The following is a 17,594-nucleotide window of genomic DNA, read 5'->3' as shown; positions in this document are numbered from 1 at the left end:
CAGTGAGCTGTAGTTATCTGCCTCTAGAAAAAAAGAGGTGGATTCTTCTCTGGTTTGTAGCAAGGTTAATTCTTGCGAATTGCCAGCTTGAATATGCTGCACCTTTTCGTAAAGTGCCAGCGTTTCTTCTATCTGCTGAAAGGAATAGGTAGGGAACTCAGCCATATATTGCACCCCCGATAGCCATTCGCTGAGAGCTAAAAATGTGGTTGGTTCGATGAATTTTTCGTGGCTAGATTCAAAGCAAAATCCAAGTATATCTACACCTATTCCCGCGCAATAGCGAGCGTCGCTTAAATTATTAATGCTTCCTACTTTCACTGTGGTCTTGAGAGCCATAGACTAGTAAAAATTACGTTTATTTTTATTTAAACAATATTAAACAAAACAAAAACACATTTTGTTATCTATACTAATACGTGCAATCGGTTGCATATTTTCTAACAAAATGAGAATTTTTTAAATAGAAAAGCAATTTGGTTCAAAAATTGAACATATTAATTTTTAGATTAAAAGAAGTAGTGTTAAAGGTTAGATGGAAAGAAATATAGTTAAGAAATTAGTTGAAAATTATACAATAGATCAGTTAGTTGAAGCTGAACAAGCTTTGGTTGAGGGTAAAGACCTTGCTCTTGAAGTAGAAGGACAAGATGCTAGCGAAAAGCTAACGTATTTATTAGCCGCAGTTTACATTCTAGAGCGAGTAAAACTGGAAGGGGCTGAGTTCTATGATGCTTTCCAAAAGTACAGCCTTCAGGTACGAGAGTCTATCTAGCTTCTTGTCTCAAGTTCCTATCATTTTTCTGTTTTTTCTCACATGCTGGGTTAGTTTCGTAGGGTATTTACTACCTTACACCACAAATTACTTCGATGATGCTACGCTCGTTTCTGTGGGTTTCGGTAGTCTGCTGTCTACTTGCTTGCGAATCTGATACCACTGAACCCTCATTCACCCGGTTAGGTCTTAGTTATTTCCCAGTTGAAGTAGGTAGTTTCCGGGAGTATGTTGTTCAGGATATTTCGTACAGCCTGCTGAATGAACCAGATACTCAGCGTTATTTGCTCAGAGAGGTTATCACCGACTCTTTTCCCGGGCAAGGCAATGAATTAGTCTACCGATTAGAGCGGTTTTCCCGGTTTTTACCTGACCAATCGTGGAAGCTAGATTCAGTCTGGACGGCCCGAGTGAATACGCAGCGGGCAGTTGTAGTAGAAAATAATACCCCCTTTGTTAAATTAGTTTTTCCCTTCACCAGCGAGTTGGTATGGGATGGCAATGCCCTGAATGCAAAGTCAGCCGACCGTTACGAACTACAAACTACATCAGAGGCGTTATCAAAGGAAATAGAAAGCACTATTGATACGTTACTACATCAAAGTATCACCGTGGTGCAAAGCAACGTGTCTTCATTAGTAAGTGACAGTATCTTTTCAGAAACTTACGTGAATAATGTAGGGCTTTTTTATAAGAAATCAGTAAACTTAGAGTATTGTGCCGAAGAAGACTGTTTAGGGCAATTTATCATTGACTTCGGTCGCGATTATCGGCAGACCCTTACCGCCTATGGAAAAATTGACTAAGTCCGCTACACTACGCTATTCGCTGTTATTGCTCAGTTTTTTGTGGTTATTTAGTACTGCTGGATTTGCTCAGGTTCAACAATATTTGCTTTATTTTTCCGATAAGGATACCGCCCAGTTCTTAATAAGTCAGCCGGAAGAATATCTTTCCGAGCGGGCTGTTGAGCGACGCCTGAAGCAAAATATTTCCGTAGACATTTCTGACTTTCCGGTAACTCCCAACTATCTTCAAGAAACAGAAACCCAAGGAGCTAAAGTAATCTATACTTCCAAATGGTTTAATGCTGCACTGGTAGTAGCCACCGATAGTATTGTTGAGCAACTACTTACCTCAGACTATGTGCTGTACGCCGAAATGGTAAAACCTGAGGGGCGTAAAAATCAGCAAGGTAGTAAATCATCAGACGGGGCTTCTTACGGAAAGTCAAAGAAAACGAAGAGATACCAACGAACGGAGCAACTGCTTAATCAAGAACAAAATCAAATGCTAGGCATTAGCGAGATGCACCTTCGAGGCTACAATGGTGAAGGGGTATTTGTAGCGGTATTTGATGGTGGCTTTCGCGGGGTTGATGAATCTTCTTTTTTTGAACATCTATACAGTAATGATCAACTTAAACTGACTTATGATTTTGTAGGTAATAGCCCTGATGTATATCGCTACGGCCAGCACGGTACTGAAGCGTTATCCTGTATCGCAGCATACCAGTCCGGAATTTTAGAGGCGGGTAGCTACGCGGCCGACGTTATGCTCTGTATCACTGAAGAGTCGGGTTCTGAGTATCGGATAGAAGAATATAACTGGCTGTTTGCCGCTGAAAAAGCCGATAGTGCGGGAGTTGATATTATCAGTACGTCATTAGGGTACACCACTTTTGATGATGCTGAGATGAGTTATACCTACAATGACCTGGACGGGCAAACCGCCGCAATTACCCGAGCCGCCCGAATGGCAACGGCGAAAGGAATACTTTGTGTAGTAAGTGCCGGAAACGAAGGAGCCGGACGCTGGCGTTATGTATCACCGCCGGCCGATGCCCCCGATATTCTGGCCGTAGGAGCAGTAAGTACCGGAGGCTTCCGGGTCTCTTTCAGTTCCTTTGGACCTACGGCTGACGGTCGTATCAAACCCGATGTTTCGGCGCTAGGTTTGCAAACCGTAGTAGTAGATGCTAAAAGCAATATTACGCGCTCTAACGGAACATCGTTTTCAGCACCCCTAATTTCGGGTTTTGCGGCTGGAGTCTGGCAAGCATTTCCAGATGCAACGAACGTAGAGATTATGGATAAGATTCGGCAAGCGGGTAGCCAAGCTTTGACCCCAGATAATGAACTGGGCTACGGGATTCCAAATTTCGAAGTGCTGGTTGATCAGATTCCTTTGTCAACTGTAGAACCTGCTGCTATTTCTCAATACAATGTGTTTCCTAATCCGATTGAGCGGGGCAATCTATTTGTGGAATCACCTGCTTTTATTAATGAGTCACTTGATGTTTATGTGTATAATAGTACCGGGCAACTGTTAGTGACTCAGCATATTCCGGTATCAATTGACGACTCATTTACTGTAGATACTTCGTCTTGGCAGCGGGGGGTGTACATTCTACACGTGTTAAGTGCCACTGCCTCCGACACAGTAAAAGTGATAAAATTTTAAATGCATGAAATACATCGCCCCATCGGTATTAGCTGCCGATTTTGGTAACCTGCAATCAGCCGTGGAGATGCTCAACCAGAGTGAGGCCGATTGGATTCACGTAGATGTGATGGATGGGGTTTTCGTGCCTAATATCTCTTTCGGAATGCCTGTAGTAAAAGCCATCCAACAGCACGCCCAAAAGCCACTGGACGTACATTTGATGATTGCCAATCCTGATGATTATTTGGCTGATTTCCAGAAGCTGGGAGCGGACCGAATTACCGTACACTACGAAGCCTGTCCGCACTTGCACCGAACGGTGCAGCAGATTAAAGAATTGGGCTGTAAAGCCGGTGTAGCGATTAATCCGCATACCTCAGTAAAGCTACTGGAAAATATCTTAGTAGATATTGATCTTGTTTTAGTAATGTCGGTGAATCCGGGCTTTGGTGGGCAGAGTTTTATTGATCACACTTACCAGAAGTTAAAAGATTTACAGCAATTGATGCAAGAAACTTCTACTTCAGTGCTGGTAGAAGTTGACGGTGGCGTTAGTGATCAGAATGCTACCCAGCTTTCTAATGCTGGAGTGAACGCTTTTGTGGCAGGTAGCTTCGTGTTCAAATCCGAAGATCCAGTTGCTACTATTGCTCATTTGAAGCAGGCCGTGCGGGTATGAAGCAGTCAGTACTGCGATGCGCGATAATCATTCTGGGGTGTTGGTTAGGCTTGCACCTTTCGTGCTTTTCTCAACGGGCGGTTGTCAATGGTACTGTGCAGGATAGTACCCTATCAATGCTTACCGACGTAGCCGTATCAGTACAAGGTAGTGGTCAGGGAACAGTAACCAGCGAACGCGGGTTTTTTCAACTTGCCTTAGCTCCCGGAACGTACGATTTGGTTTTTTCACATTTAGAGTATACCAACATTTTGCGCCAGGTTAATCTGAGTGCCTATGATACGTTAACGCTAGCCGTTACGCTACGTCCCGATGTTCGCTTGCTGGAGCAAGTAGAAGTGGTAGCTAATACCGATGATGCCAGTCGGTTCGAACCCGGTTTAGTTAAGCTCGATCCGCAAACCGCTCAAAATATTCCTTCGGCTTTCCAAGATTTCAACCGGATTTTAGTCACCCTGCCTGGAGTAGTTAGCAATAACGAGTTGAGTTCTAACTATTCAGTGCGAGGTGGTAACTACGATGAAAATCTGGTCTACGTAAATAATATTCCGGTGTACCGCCCATTCTTAATCCGGGCGGGACAACAAGAGGGGTTAAGCTTTATTAATCCTGATTTAGTAGCCGATGTAGCTTTCTCCTCAGGGGGCTGGCAAGCCAAATACGGCGACAAGCTTTCTTCCAACCTCAATGTCCGCTACAAAAAACCAGCTACCACTGATGCTTCTCTACGGGTTGGATTATTAGGTGGAGCTGCTCACGTAGAAGGTAGCTTTGATAAGGGTTCGTACATTGCTGGTGTTCGCCACAAACGGGCGCAGTACCTTTTGGGAACATTGGAAACGGACGGGCAATATCGGCCGCAATTTACCGATCTTCAATCGTACATAACCTACGATTTGGATGGTGACGAAAACCAAGTAAAAAGTGAGTTGGGATTATTGGTAGCGTACGCTAACAATAGCTACCGAGTGCGTCCTGAGAGCCGCCGAACTACCTTCGGAACGTTGCAGGAAAGCTTTAATTTGTTTGTTGGCTACCAGGGGCAAGAGAATTTAACCTATCAAACTTTTCAGACTGGATTGCAGTGGACCTACCGGATCAATGATCGGTGGAGTTCCCGGTTAATTGGTTCGTGGGTAACGACCCAAGAGCGAGAATATTTCGACCTAATTGCTGGTTACCGACTGTGCGATGTAGAAATTGGTGGAGATTTAGAAGTAGATGAATGTGCCACTGTTATAGGGTTAGGAGTTAACCTGGATCACGCCCGTAATAAGCTCAGTGCTACTATTTACAATCTGGAGAGCCGGATGGCCTACATTCTTAACAAAAGCAATACACTGGAGTTTGGGGTAGGGGTGAGTTTGGAGCAATTTCAGGATCAACTTTCCGAGTATCTTATTAGCGACTCGGCTGACTTTGCCACTGTGGAACGTACCGTAAGTAACGAATTAGAGCTAGACTCGCGCCGGTTCTCAGGGTATATTCAGAATACTACTGAGATTGGTGATGTGCATACCATTAACTACGGAGTACGTTTCAACTACTGGAATGTAAACCAGCAATTATTAGTCAGCCCCCGCGTGCAGTACGCTTTTCAGCCTCCTACCAACAAGAATTTAGTCATTAGAGCCTCAGCAGGATTATATCAACAACCACCATTTTACCGGGAGCTACGCGACCGAGCCGGAAATTTACGTACGGATGTAAAGGCGCAATCATCGGTTCATGGTATTCTGGGAGCAGACTATCGCTTCACAATGCTGGGGCGAGAGTTTACGCTACTTACCGAATTCTACTATAAACACCTTTACAATGTAAATCCTTACGACATTGACAATGTGCGTATCCGCTATTTTGCCGAGAATACTGCTCGAGCTTACGCTACAGGAATAGATATGCGCTTAAACGGAGACTTTATTCCCGGAGCGGAGTCCTGGTTTAGTTTGGGAATACTACGAACAAGAGAAAATGTAGCTGATGATGGTAGAGGTTATATCCGCCGTCCCTCCGATCAGTTAGTAAATTTGGGAGTATTTTTTCAAGATCACTTGCCCAATGACCCAACCATGCGGGTATATCTAAGCTTACTCTACGGAACCGGGCTGCCATTTGGGCCACCCAACAACGACCGTAATCGCAATGCATTTAATGGCCCCGACTACCGGCGGGTAGATTTGGGTTTTTCTAAAGAAATTCCACTAAATCAAAAAAAAGAAACCAAACTATTCCGGTCGTTGTGGATTGGACTGGAAGTACTAAACGCGCTAAAGGCAAACAACGTTATTTCTTTTACGTGGGTAGAAGATGTTCGTAACCAGCAATTTGGGGTGCCTAACCGTCTTTCTGCTCGGTTTATCAACGCTAATATTATTCTCCGATAAAATATTTTACAGCTAAAACTCTGAACTTTTCGTATTATTACTACTACTAAAGTTCTTACTAAAATGGCTAAATACCCTGTTTGGGTTAAAAGAATATTAATTGTATTGGGAGTTACTAGTGCAATTGGAATCATTTTCGCTTTCTCATTTCGCTTTTGGATACAACCAGTGGTTGATCAAGCGATTAAGTTAGGGTTAAGTCAGTTACGCGAGCAGGGGTATTATGTTGACTATCAGAAGCTTATATTTCATCCTCTTCGTAGGGAAATTGCCTTAGAGGGTGTTTCAATAGTAATAGATACTACCCAAAACGATCAGAAAGAGCACCTGAGTGGTAAGTTAGATAGGCTAGATATTAAGTTAAACCGGTATCCTTACTGGGAAACTGACCGCTTTTTATCTATTCAGGAAATCTCTCTTCAAAGGCCAACCATTTGGCTGTACCCTTCCGATTCTTCCGAAGAAACTACTCAAGAAACAGCATCTCTAGATTACTATAAGCTCATTCAGCCATTTCTAGATTCCTTATTAGTTACCCGTGTTCGCGTTGAGGATGGAGTTCTTAAACAAGTTACCCAACAAGGTAAAGCTAACGATACGCTAGAGATTGCAGGAATAAATATTCACTTAGAAAAATTATTTATTGACTCGCTGCAATCTTCTAAAAATCTAGGATTACCTTCCTTATCATCACTAATCATTTCAGTAGACTCACTCTTAGAAATTTCTACCGATTCGCTGTATACATTTTCAGTAGCAAAGACGAGCATAAATGTGCTAGATAGTACTATTAACCTGAACGACATTCGGGTACAACCAAACTTTAGCAAGCGCGAATGGAGGAAACATCTCGACAAGAGAAAAGACCGATTGCAAGCTCATATTGCTCGGGTACAGATCATGGGCATTCGCCCCTCCCATTGGTTCAGTGCCCATCAGTTACTTGTTGAGCGAATCAACCTCGATTCGGCAACATTAGAAATCTATAAAGACAAACGGTTGCAGCGCTCAGATAGGCTGCGACCTCTGTTGTCTTCATTGTTTCAATCAGTACCATTCCAATTTAAGGTGGATACAGTTGCGCTGAGCGATAGTGAAATTGTGTACGAAGAACAAAATACTGAGTCGGCGCGTGTTGGTAAAATTTCTTTCAATCGATTCTACGCCAGCTTATATAATACTACAAATATAGTTAGTGCTGGCGATACCTTTGAGGCAAATGTTCAAGCTAATTTAATGAATAGTGGGCACTTCAATTTATCAGTTCAAGTACCATTGAACCGAGCCGATGGGTACCACCGAGTAGTTGGAGAATTAGATCAGATGCACCTTATCCGGATGAACGCTTTTCTGGAGCCGGTCGCATTTGCTTCAGTACGGTCGGGAATTCTCAATAAACTCTCTTTTGAGATGACTATTGACGATTATGCATCTGAAGGGAAAATACATTGCATTTATAATGACCTCAAAATTTCGTTGCTAAACCCCGATGATCCTCAAAATCCGGCGGTTCGCGAGTTATTAGGTACGTGGTTAGTCAATTGGTTTGTAGTTAAAGCGGATAACCCAACCCGTAATCAGCCACTTCGGATCGGAACTATATACCTTGAGCGTGACCCTTCCCAGTCAGTGTTTAGCTACTGGAGTCATTCACTTCTTTCAGGCTTAAAAGAAAGCGTTGGCTTAGCTAAACCAAGTGAAACGACTGCTTCGGCTGAGGTATTGTCCAAAGAAGATGAGGACCAACCAGGCTTACTAAAAAGAATATTTAAGAAACAGTAGGTCTTTCGTTACTAGGCTATCCAACCTCTACCTTTAATAGTGAAAATTACAGGAGTACACGACTTTGAAAGAATAAATACTATAAAGTGCGGAAATCTCGTTTTAGTCATTTATACCTTAATTATCTTTTTGCAGTTAAGCAGCCGGTGCGCGGTAACAGCCACAAAATCTTACTAAGTGGCGTTTGTTGTTGTGTGTTTTGTAAACAAATTTCAATAGAAAAGACATCTTAGTAAGATATTTAAGTGATTTTTAAAATAAATACAATAGCAAATTGTAGCTTTGCACTTTACTATAAACAGGTGTTAATTTGAAGGTAAGCAGTAAAAAAATTGCTAGTGGCGTTGGATGGGTAGCAGTATCTTCTTTGGGTAACCAAGGGTTGCGTTTGGTGGTAAAGCTAGTATTAGCTCGTCTACTGCTTCCTGAGGACTACGGACTCATTGGTATGGCGGTCATCTTCACTAATCTCATTAAAATGGTTAGTGAGTTTGGCATGGGGGCTGCCCTTATCCAGCGAAAAGAAGAAGAGCTTACTGAAGATCATTATATAACCGCTTTTTGGACAAATATTGGTGTTGCTTTAATCGGCTACGCTATTGCGGCACTGATTCTTTCACCCATTGCAGTCTGGTTTTACGATGAACCTGAATTAGGCAGTTTATTGCCGGTTATTGCTATTTCTATTGTGCTAGATGCTCTTTATCTTATTCCCAAGGTAAAACTATCTCGCCAATTAGAGTTTCGCCCTCAGGCAATTATTAATATTATAGCAGTTATTATTGCGGGTGGAATTTCCATCTATCTGGCATTTGCCGGATGGGGAGTATGGGCGTTAGCGTTCAATAGCATTATTGTGTCCGTTGTTTCGGGAATACTATATTTTATACAAGTGCGCTGGGTTGCCCCGATCTCGTTCAGCAAACCTGCTTTTATGGATTTGTTCAGCTTTGGGGGGTACGTGCTGATTGAGCGTATCTTTTACTTTCTGACTAATAATATTGATTACTTATTAATCGGAAAACTTATTGGTAAAGAAGCCCTAGGACTGTACACCTTAGGTTTTATTCTTACCGATACGTTCCGATCGAAAGTGATGAACATCTTTAATAAGGTGCTTTTTCCAGCGTACTCTAGCATGCAGAGCGATGGGAAAGAACTGAAGAAATACTATTTGGGAATAGTTCATCTTAACGCTAATGTTCTCATTCCAATTATGGTAATATTTATTGCTTTAGCCAAACCTATCATTCTAATAGGTTTTGGGGAAGAGTGGTTAGGCGCAGCAGCTCCTTTAAGAGTATTATCATTATCAGTAATTATTCACGCTATAAGTGGCACGGTTTCCACAGTAATTAAGAGCACCGGACGGGCTGATTTGATTGTGAAGGTTAATACTGTGCTGACACTACTAGTAACGGTACCCGCTATTGCAATAGGGGCTATTTGGTTTGGCATCGTGGGAGCTGCCTGGGGAGTAGTAGTCTACAAGACAATCGGACTAATGGTGTATCAACACTATATTCAGAAAATTATTGGCGTGCCCTTTATAGAGCTGCTAGGTAAGGTATATAGGCCAGCATTAGCAAGTACGTTAGCGGGAACAATAGCCTACCTGTGGAGTACTTCCACTAATTTAAATACTATGGCTGTGCTCATTTTAGGAGGGCTTTTCATTGTAGCTCTTTATGGTATCTACCTATACCTATTTGAAAAACAATTAATAAATAAGTTAATTAATATGATTAAGCGTAAGAAGTAACTATGGATACGTACGACTTAACTATTGCTATTGTCAACTATAATACCAGAGAACTACTAGATTCCTGCTTAACGGCTGTTTTTTCTCAAACAGAAGAAGTAAGCTTTCAGGTGGTCGTCGTTGATAATGCTTCGCGAGACGATTCGGTAGCGATGTTGAGAGAAAAATTCCCCCAAGTAAAAATCATCCAAAACGAAAAGAATGTAGGATTTCCTTCGGCAGTGAACCAAGCGATGGAAATTGCTAATTCTCGCTATTTTCTTTTGTTTAATTCAGATGCAGCACCGCTTAATGATGCCTTTAGCATTATGATTCAGTATATGGATCAGCACCCTAAAGTTGGAATTACCGGGCCTCAACTATACTACCCCGACGGAAAGCCGCAAAAGTCACATTATCCGTTTCGATTCCCTAGAGGGCGCGCTACTTGGGAGGTAATCCCTCGGATTAGAGAACTAATGGCCTTATTGAAGGGCGATACAGAATATGAGTATCACTATAACAAAAAGCCGGTAGTAGTACCTTCCCAACCCCATGAAATTCAATGGCCACGGGGCGTGTGTTTCCTCATTCGTTGTAAAGTTATTGATGATATAGGGTTTATGGATGATAATATCTTTATTTATGCTGATGAAGTAGATTTTGCCTGGCGGACGTATAAAAATGGCTGGGAGAGACACCTAGTACCAGCAGCTAAAGTTTCTCATGTGGAGAGTGCCAGTATTAGTAAGCATGCCAGTCTGATGGACATCGTACACGTACAAAGCGATTACTATTACTTCTATAAGCATTTTGGTATCAAGGGGTGGTTGTACTTGCGATTAGGATACTTTTTAGGCAGCCTAATGGCCTTGATTTTAGGTATAGTTTCTACTTTCAACAAACAGCTTCGCGCCGAAGGTGTACCTCAGCAGCATTTTACCGACTCTCGCAGTCTTTTAAAGCTTTCTACACTAACGGGCAAAGTGGTTCCGCCCGATGCTCGATAGACTAAGCCGCTGCGGACAGTACGACCTATTTATATAATTAATGGAAGGATATTAAAAATGTCCTGCACAAACGTTAGATCTTTTCTCGCGTTGTATTGTAACTTTGAAAGTAGTTTCTCGCTTTGTATTTGTGCCATATACTGTTAGCTAAAGAGCAGTAAGCTTTTTAGTGTATGGTTAAACAATCAATTGTTTAGTGTTATTTCCCGCTTTTCATGCCCATTGATTTTACGCAAATTCCTTCCGCTTGCTTTGTATTAGAAGAAACAAGACTTCGGCGTAACTTGGAAATTATGCAGCAGGTGCAGCAAGCTTCAGGGGTAAAAATTATTTTAGCACTCAAAGGATTTTCTATGTTTTCGGTATTCCCGATGGTACGTCAGTACTTACAAGGTACTACCGCTTCTTCACTAAACGAAGCTCGCCTGGGTTACGAGGAATTCAACCATGAAGTACACGCCTATTGTCCGGCCTACTTTAATAATGAGTTTGAAGAAATGATGGAGTACTGCAATCATCTTACCTTCAATTCGCTGAATCAATGGAATAAGTTCAAAGGGCGGATACAAGAGTATCCTAAAGAGATTTCGTGTGGGCTTCGAATCAATCCTGAGTACGCCGAAGTAGAAACTGATTTATACAACCCTTGTGCCGTAGGAACCCGCCTGGGAATTAGTATAGAACATTTGGGCGATACGTTACCCGAAGGAATAGAAGGTATCCACTTTCATACGTTATGCGAAAGTGATTCTTACGCCTTGGAACGTACCTTACGAGTTATTGAAGACCGGTTTGCGCCGTTACTGTACCAAGCTAAATGGCTAAACTGGGGTGGCGGTCACCTAATCACTCGGACAGGCTATGATCTTAATCATTTAATAGAGCTTGTAAAAGAGTTTAGAGCGAAGTATCAGGTAGAAATTATTATGGAGCCAGGATCAGCGGTAGCTTGGGAAACCGGTTACCTCATTGCTACTGTAGAAGATATTTTTGATAGTAAAGGCATCAATGCTGCCGTACTAGACATCAGTATTTCAGCGCATATGCCCGACTGTATTGAAATGCCCTATAAGCCTCAAGTGTTAGGCGCAACGGATGCCGTACTTGGCAAGCCTACTTATCGGTTAGGAGGGCTAAGTTGCTTAGCCGGAGATTTTGTGGGTGATTACAGTTTTGAGCAGCCACTAAGGGTTGGTGACCGTATTGTATTTAATGATATGATGCACTATACTATGGTTAAAACTACTTTCTTCAATGGAGTTCGCCATCCGGCTATTGGAATTTGGCGGGAGGATAATACTTTTGAGTTAGTAGCTCAACCAGGAGGCTATCAAGCTTTTAAAGGCAAACTATCGTAGCGGTTGATTCAAAATTTTTCCGAGTAAAGTTACAGAAAACTAAACAAATAGTAAACTTCTGCTTTTCAAACAGAGCTTTAGCAGTGGACTCAATCTGATCCTCCAACTATATTATAACCTCACTAAGGTAACCCAGCAGTTAGAAGTGTGTCCGCAACGTGTTGCCTTGCCAGCATCTATCACTATTACATCGAAGGTGCTTACCATTTTCGGAGTGTATCAGTCTGCCCACAGGTAGGTATCGACGATACCGCGAAGGTATCTTCATATTAAAGGCAATATGTTGAGTGATTAAAGTAACTCTCATGGAAAGTTTGTAACAAACTAAGATACTTTCTTAATTGATTTTTCATAAGAAATTGGTAGTATAGAGTCGTATAGTCAACTGTTGAGGTAGAGAATGTAAGGTAATATGAGCTTATAGAACAAAATCTAATAGATGGCAATTGCTACAAAGACATCTCTTGTGCTACTATTTTTAACTTTCTCCCTCTTCGCTTTTCTGTTTTGGCCGCAGAAACACAGCACCTGGGAACGTAGTTTCGCGCGAATTGGCACCTTCTCCTCGCCCCGAACCGCCGACCTGAACGGCGATGGCATCCGCGACATTGTGCTGGGGGCCGGAGCCAACGAGTTTGAAGCTAGCGACACCGCCGTGTTAGCCCTGGATGGAGCCAGCGGTGCGGTGCTCTGGGCGGTGGACGGCACCGACCAAATCTTTAGTACACCCGTTTTTCTGGATATTGACCAGAATACTGCCCCAGACGTGGTGATGAGTGGACGCAGTGGCCAATTGATTGCCATTGACGGGGCCAGTGGGCAAGTGCGGTGGGATTTTAAGCGCGACCAGCAGCCAAATTTCCCCCTTTACAATATCTATACCCCGGCCCTGGTTCCGGACCAAAACGCCGATCAGGTGCCGGACTTAGTTCTGGCCCAAGGGGGCGACGTGAGTAAGCGACCGAACGACCCCAACCGCCCGCCGGGAATGCTGATGGTGGTGAGCGGGAAAGACGGGATCCTGCTGGCCTACGACACCATGCCGGATGGCCGGGAAACCTATATGTCGCCCGTGATTTTTGAGCAGGCGGGGGAGCCGCAGCTTTTGTTCGGAAGTGGTGGAGAAACAATGGGCGGTAACCTTTACCAAATCCCGTTGCGGGCGCTAATTAACAGTGATTTGTCAGTCGCTAAAGTGCTGGCCAGTGACTCTAGTCAGGGCTTTATCGCTTCCCCACTGCGGCACGATCTGAATGCCGACGGCACCCCTGACATTCTCGTCAACTCGGTGGCGGGCCGGGTGATCGCTCTGGACGGCGCAACCCACCGGGTGCTGTGGGAAGCGGGTATCGACAACGCCGAAGTCTACACCTCTCCTACTGTGGGCTACTTCAATGCCGATGCGGTTCCAGATGTATTTGTCAACTTCGGGATCGGCATTTGGCCCGACCAGGTTCAGTGCCTACAGATGGCATTCAGCGGAACCAATGGCTCGGTCATCTTTGAGGATAGTCTGAGCTTTTTTTCGATGAGTTCGCCGGTCACCATCGACCTGGACGGCGACCAACGTGACGAAGTGTTGCTGAGCGTCAATTTCGGTATAGAGCGAACGCTGGCCGGAAGCACCATCAGCAATGAGGTGCACAACAAACTGGTAGCCATCAATTTTGCGACCGGCAAACAACTGCGGCTCGATATGAATTTGCCAGGACCCAACTTAGCACTCACTCCCCACCTGGACGATCTGGACGCGAATGGGCAAGTAGACCTGATATACGCCCACCACACCGATGCACACCGTATCGGGCAGTCCAACGGCTTGCGGATCATTCGGAAGGAACTGGACATCCCGATAAGCCGAATCGGGCTAGCATCGGCAAAGCGCGTAGGCGATGAGGGTACCACCCGCAGAGTTGACTGAATGCAGATCGCGAACTGTGATGTCCAAAGAAGATCGGCAGGGACTGCTCTATTCGCCTTTTGTCTTCACGGCAACCAAACTACCGTGGGTGGTACCTCACCGCTCGCTTAGGAACGATAAAAAACCGCGCTAAGTATTTCAGCGCGGTTTGGATGATTGGTGGTGACCAATGACGAAAACAACGGGCCTTTATCTACTATCTACTCCACATTTGGATTGATATCTGCCTCGGTTTGGGGGATTGGAAGTTCCACCTGCCCGTAGGGGAAAGGGCTCGTAGCAATTCTTTCTCCGGGCGGAATATCCATCTGCATTGCCTGCAAATAGTAAATGCGGTCGTCTTCAAAGGCCAGTTCAATCATCCGCTCCAGGGCGATCATCTCTTCGGTGATCTCGCTAGCACTCACTGGTACAAAAGCCGAGGCATCACCTGCCCAGGCGCGGCGCTTCACCGCGTTCAGATCGTCGGCAGCACCCTGGGAGTTACCGTTCAGCAGGCGCACGGTGGCCCGGGTTAGGTACATTTCGGGTAAGCGCATCAGGGGTAAGCTGGCCGTGGAGGCGGTGCCCCAGCCGCTGAATTCGGCCCGGTACCATTTATTGGGCCAGATACGTAAACCCGGAATTTGATCGTAATTGGGGCGAGAGTCTTCCCCGGCCTCGATGCGCACGTATAGTTCGTTGTGGCGCTTATCTAAGGCGGCCACATCGGGATTGTTCCAGCCTAGGTTTTCCACCAGCACGTCGCTCAAGGATAAACGCTGCTCGGTGCTCACCCGGTCTGGGTTTCCATTGGCATCGGTGAAGCCCAGGTAGCGGTGGATGATGATCGGCTTCCAGCGCTGTTGGTTACGGTTGTAGCCTACGTATTGCCAAATCACTTCCGGAGCTTGCGCTCCCAAAGAATTATCATCCCAGGCATCCAGGATATCCTCTTGCAACTCAAACCGACCCGACTCGATCACTTCGGTGGCGTACTGCTCGGCCAACTCAAAGTTGTTGAGCATGAAGTTCACCTCGGCGGCCATAAACACAGCCGCCCAGCGAGTGGCCCGGTCTTCGTAGGCCAGCGGATCGCGCCCTTCTACGAAGGCTTCGGGAAGCAACTCCATGGCCCGGTTCAGGTCACTGACTATCAGGTCATACACTTCCTGCACAGAGGCTAGCCCGGGGTTATCGAAGGCTCCTTCGGGAGTTTTGGCTCTTAGGATAATAGATGGGGCCGAGGGGTCAGCGGTGGGCGGTGGGCCAAACATTCGGGCGAGTTGATAATGCGAAAAAGCCCGGAGGAAATACGCTTCGCCCAGCACCCGGGGCGTCCAGGCTTCTCCGTTGCGATCGTCGAAACCATTGGCCGGATCGCCCTGGAGAAAATCGATAATTAGATTGGTTGCTCCAATTGTAGCGTAGGCGGCCGACCAGGTACGTTCCGGTTGGCTCAGGGTGCGGTCGGTGAAATCGCGGTTGTACCACTGCCGCGCATCGTCGCTCACGTTGATGTACTCGTCGGGCAGCCAGCCCTCGTCCGAGGTGAACGCGCTGAACAGCACCGGGGCATTGAGCATCCCTCGAAAGCCACCTTCGCCGCTCATGGAGTAGTAAGCTCCTTCAATAATGGTTTCAAAATCCTCGCTGTTGCGCGGTTCGGTGAAACCAAAAGTATTAGTGCCGTTGTCTTCCAGAAACTCGTCCGAGTTACAAGAAGCAACCAGGAGCATTGATCCAATGCCCAGAGTGGTAAGTAAGCTCAGTATTGTTTTATTATTGTATATCATATCTATAAAACGTTAGCGTGGATTAAAACTTAATGGTGATGCCTCCCATAATAGTGCGCACCTGCGGGTACTGCACTCCCGAGACGATTCCTTGGCTTAAATTCTGATTGCCGCCAGTGTTCACTACCTCGGGGTCGTAGCCGTCGAAGTTGGTGAAGGTAAGCAGGTTGCTGCCGGAGACAAACACCCGAGCCCCCTTCAGCCCCACCGACTCAATGAGACTCAGCGGCAGATTATACGACACCTGCACGAAGTTGAGCCGCGCAAAATCTCCCCGGTACAGGTAGCGGGTATGGTCGCGGCTCAAGGCCTGCCCATCGCGGGCGATACCGGCTAGTGAGGGGCGGGGATAAATCGCGTTGGTGTTTTCGGGTGTCCAGTAATTGCCCAGGTACGATTCCCGAATGGTGCCTCCACCGGGGCTGGTTTGGGCTTGCTCCACTTCATCAAACAGGTAGTTGCCTCCCTGAAAGGTGATCTGGGCCGACAAGCTGATCCCTTTGTAGGTAAACGTGTTATTGAAACCGCCGAAGAAGGTCGGTAAACTGGTTTTGTCTTCCTGCACAATGCGGTTGTCCGTCACATTTTGGTTAGTCGCCGTCACGATATTACCGGTCTTCACAGTTTCGCCGGTTTCCAGGAAGCGATCCCGATCAATTTCGTAGATCATGTCATAACCGGTGGTGGGATCAACCCCAGCAAACTCGGCGATAAAATAAGCGGCTAACCTTCCCCCTTTTCGTGAGACGGTTCGGCTGTTAGTCACTCCCAGGCGGTTGTCGGTTAGGCCTAGGGCTTCGTCCAGGCGAATAATCTCATTATTCAGACTAGTGAAGTTGATACTGCTGGTCCACCGGAAATCTCCGGTGTTAATATTGGTGGTGGACAAGGAAATCTCTAGTCCTTGATTACGCAATTGACCAAAGTTCTGCCATATCACGGAGCTACCGAAGAGTATTCCCTGCGATTCAGGGATAGGTACCTCAAGCAGCATATCATCCACGTCTTGCTGGTAAACCCCCACCGAACCGGAAACGCGGTCTTCAAACAATCCGAAGTCTACTGAGGCATCTAAGGTACCAATATTTTCCCAGGTGATGTTGGGATTACCCAAGCGAGTAATCACGATGCCACCCCCGCTGCCGTAGGCGGGCCAGCCCGTGAACCCTCCTTCCGTTACGTTGCCAGGCAAATTAGGATTACCCGTCTGCCCGTAACTCGCTCTCAGTTTTACCATATTAACGTTCGACCAGCCCTGTGCAAAGTCTTCTTCAGTCAAAATCCATCCGGCCGATACGGCGGGGAAGAAACCGTAGCGGTTGTTTCGGCCAAACACCGAAGCCCCATCGCGGCGGAAGCTGGCGCCCAACAAGTAACGGTCTCGGAAGCGGTAATTGACCCGGCCAAAGTAGCTAAAGATACGAAATTCGTCAAACTGCCCGGAAGAGAACAGCAGCACGTCTTCAGCGAAGTTGTTAACCTCCCCGATATTGCGGTCAGCTGAGATCAGGTTCTCAGCACCTAAGTTATTGCGATACGGAATGCCGCGTTGCTGACGTTCTACTCCCACCACGGCGTTCAGGTAATGGTCGTCGCTGAAAGTGTTGTCGTAAGTAGCGTAGGCATTAATGTTTCGGTTCCAACTGACGTTGTTGCTTTCTCGTGAGTAGAAGCTGGGGCGCACCACGTTGCTAGCCCACTCTTTCTGTCGGAAACTGTTGTAA

The 17,594-nt window shown here is 45.6% G+C and carries 12 protein-coding genes and 1 pseudogene; 10 read left to right on the top strand and 3 right to left on the bottom strand.

Annotated features, from left to right (window positions below):
- Positions 1-339 (bottom strand): annotated as a pseudogene (locus tag WBA23_RS10005) (hypothetical protein); the annotation flags it as partial.
- A gap of 196 nt (positions 340-535) precedes the next feature.
- On the opposite strand from WBA23_RS10005, the gene WBA23_RS10000 reads away from it, so the two are divergent.
- The 10 genes from WBA23_RS10000 (at position 536) to WBA23_RS09955 (ending at position 14,095) form a co-directional block, all read left to right on the top strand.
- Positions 536-775 carry a DUF6952 family protein gene (locus tag WBA23_RS10000; RefSeq protein ID WP_424582138.1) on the top strand — a complete coding sequence of 80 codons (240 nt, stop codon included), beginning with the start codon at positions 536-538 and terminating at the stop codon, positions 773-775.
- Positions 776-870: 95 nt separating this feature from the next.
- On the top strand, positions 871-1,581 hold the full coding sequence (locus WBA23_RS09995) for a hypothetical protein (RefSeq protein ID WP_424582137.1): 711 nt from the start codon (positions 871-873) through the stop codon (positions 1,579-1,581).
- Positions 1,565-3,238 carry a S8 family serine peptidase gene (locus WBA23_RS09990; RefSeq protein ID WP_424582136.1) on the top strand — a complete coding sequence of 558 codons (1,674 nt, stop codon included), beginning with the start codon at positions 1,565-1,567 and terminating at the stop codon, positions 3,236-3,238. Before WBA23_RS09995 ends, WBA23_RS09990 begins: the two co-directional genes overlap by 17 nt.
- Positions 3,239-3,242: 4 nt before the next feature.
- Positions 3,243-3,899, top strand: a complete 657-nt coding sequence (gene rpe, locus WBA23_RS09985; protein WP_424582135.1) for a ribulose-phosphate 3-epimerase — start codon at positions 3,243-3,245, stop codon at positions 3,897-3,899.
- Positions 3,896-6,283, top strand: coding sequence for a TonB-dependent receptor (locus tag WBA23_RS09980; RefSeq protein WP_424582134.1), 2,388 nt, complete (start codon positions 3,896-3,898; stop codon positions 6,281-6,283). Before rpe ends, WBA23_RS09980 begins: the two co-directional genes overlap by 4 nt.
- Positions 6,284-6,346: 63 nt before the next feature.
- Positions 6,347-8,065 carry a hypothetical protein gene (locus WBA23_RS09975; protein WP_424582133.1) on the top strand — a complete coding sequence of 573 codons (1,719 nt, stop codon included), beginning with the start codon at positions 6,347-6,349 and terminating at the stop codon, positions 8,063-8,065.
- A 310-nt stretch (positions 8,066-8,375) separates the two neighbouring features.
- A complete protein-coding gene (locus WBA23_RS09970; RefSeq protein ID WP_424582132.1) occupies positions 8,376-9,827 on the top strand; it encodes a lipopolysaccharide biosynthesis protein in 1,452 nt (483 codons plus the stop codon).
- A 2-nt stretch (positions 9,828-9,829) separates the two neighbouring features.
- Complete coding sequence (locus tag WBA23_RS09965; protein WP_424582131.1) at positions 9,830-10,816, top strand: glycosyltransferase family 2 protein; 987 nt, start codon at positions 9,830-9,832, stop codon at positions 10,814-10,816.
- Between the two features lie 215 nt (positions 10,817-11,031).
- Positions 11,032-12,174, top strand: a complete 1,143-nt coding sequence (gene nspC / locus WBA23_RS09960; protein WP_424582130.1) for a carboxynorspermidine decarboxylase — start codon at positions 11,032-11,034, stop codon at positions 12,172-12,174.
- A gap of 439 nt (positions 12,175-12,613) precedes the next feature.
- Positions 12,614-14,095, top strand: coding sequence for a PQQ-binding-like beta-propeller repeat protein (locus WBA23_RS09955; RefSeq protein ID WP_424582129.1), 1,482 nt, complete (start codon positions 12,614-12,616; stop codon positions 14,093-14,095).
- Between the two features lie 200 nt (positions 14,096-14,295).
- Here the strand turns inward: WBA23_RS09955 and WBA23_RS09950 are convergent, their stop codons facing one another.
- The gene (locus tag WBA23_RS09950) at positions 14,296-15,870 is read right to left on the bottom strand and encodes a RagB/SusD family nutrient uptake outer membrane protein (protein WP_424582128.1); all 1,575 of its coding nucleotides are present in this window, start codon (positions 15,868-15,870) and stop codon (positions 14,296-14,298) included.
- A gap of 22 nt (positions 15,871-15,892) precedes the next feature.
- Positions 15,893-17,594, bottom strand: a 1,702-nt coding sequence (locus tag WBA23_RS09945) for a SusC/RagA family TonB-linked outer membrane protein (RefSeq protein ID WP_424582127.1), incomplete at its 5' end; no start/stop codon positions are given.

Source organism: Tunicatimonas sp., from assembly GCF_049647865.1.
In the GTDB taxonomy this organism is placed as follows: domain Bacteria; phylum Bacteroidota; class Bacteroidia; order Cytophagales; family Cyclobacteriaceae; genus Tunicatimonas.
Note: the sequence above shows the minus strand (reverse complement) of the source record. Positions and strands in the feature narration are given on the sequence as shown.